Genomic DNA, 1,010 nt, shown 5'->3' with positions numbered 1-1,010 from the left:
CTCCATCGGGGCGGGCGATAAAGCCGTCAAGGCTGGTCGCAATAAAGACGTGTCCTGTGATCATTGTCAATCTATTGTTCTGTCGGATCGCGCTCAAGCTTTAGCCGGCGCCTCGGCCCRTAGGCGCGGACTCTTCGGTCCCGCCAGACACAATCCATGAAGTTTGCGACGCTCGAATGGCAATTATCGCTGAAGGCGGAAGAAGAATCCCGGCGGCACGACTCGCGGAGGGCAAATCGGGCGTGATGCTCGAGGCGAGCACCCACACTCCCGTCGGGGTGTCCTGGGCGGCGCCGGATTCAGCGGCAGTCCCACTACCTGAAGACTGCGTAAACGAGAAGGCCCCGCCAAGGCGGGGCCAGAGACAAGCGGCGGTTTCATTCAGTGACAGCGTGTTTCCCAATGGTGATGAACTCTCACCTTATGACAATGATGATGGTGGTCATACGCCTCTGCCGGGGCGATTGCGCCCAGCGTCAGGGCAGCCGCCGCAAGAGAAAAAATAAGATGTTTCATGGCGTCTCGAGAGGTTGTTGTAGCGCTTTCAATGCTAGAAACTCCCCAAAGCCATCACCAGCCATGAAAACCCCGTCAACCGGTTCTCATGTATTCGAATTTGCACTTGGCCTATGAGCATTCCGGTTGAGCCGCTACCTCGTCCCAGGCCCACCGCATCTGGCCGGCAGCCTCTTCCGGCTCCATGCGACCGGTCAGCGTGCAGAAGCCCGGGCACAGCAGGGCTTCAAACCATGCTGCCGTGCCAGCAGCAGCGTAGCCTGAATGCCTTGTAGGCATTCAGGCTACGCGGCACCGCCATCGGCATTTCCATCGTCGGGGCGCTGATCATCCAGGGGATGTCGACCGCATCGGTCTTACTCGCCAGCGCATGCCCGACCGGCAGCAATCCAGCATGGTCCTGCCTGATCATCAGCCGCAGCCGCCGCTCCAAATCATCGCCGAAACGCTGGATGTAGGCCAGATTGATCCCGCCATCCATCCAGCCATGGCTG

The 1,010-nt window shown here is 59.7% G+C and carries 1 protein-coding gene; it reads right to left on the bottom strand.

All coding sequences use genetic code 11. The annotated features are described in order from the left end of the window. Nucleotides 1-742: 742 nt before the first annotated feature. A partial coding sequence (locus AC1DS3_RS39015) for a macro domain-containing protein (protein ID WP_477129411.1) occupies nucleotides 743-1,010 on the bottom strand: 268 nt, incomplete at its 5' end.

This window comes from Cupriavidus sp. 01L46 (assembly GCF_056399905.1).
Note: the sequence above shows the minus strand (reverse complement) of the source record. Positions and strands in the feature narration are given on the sequence as shown.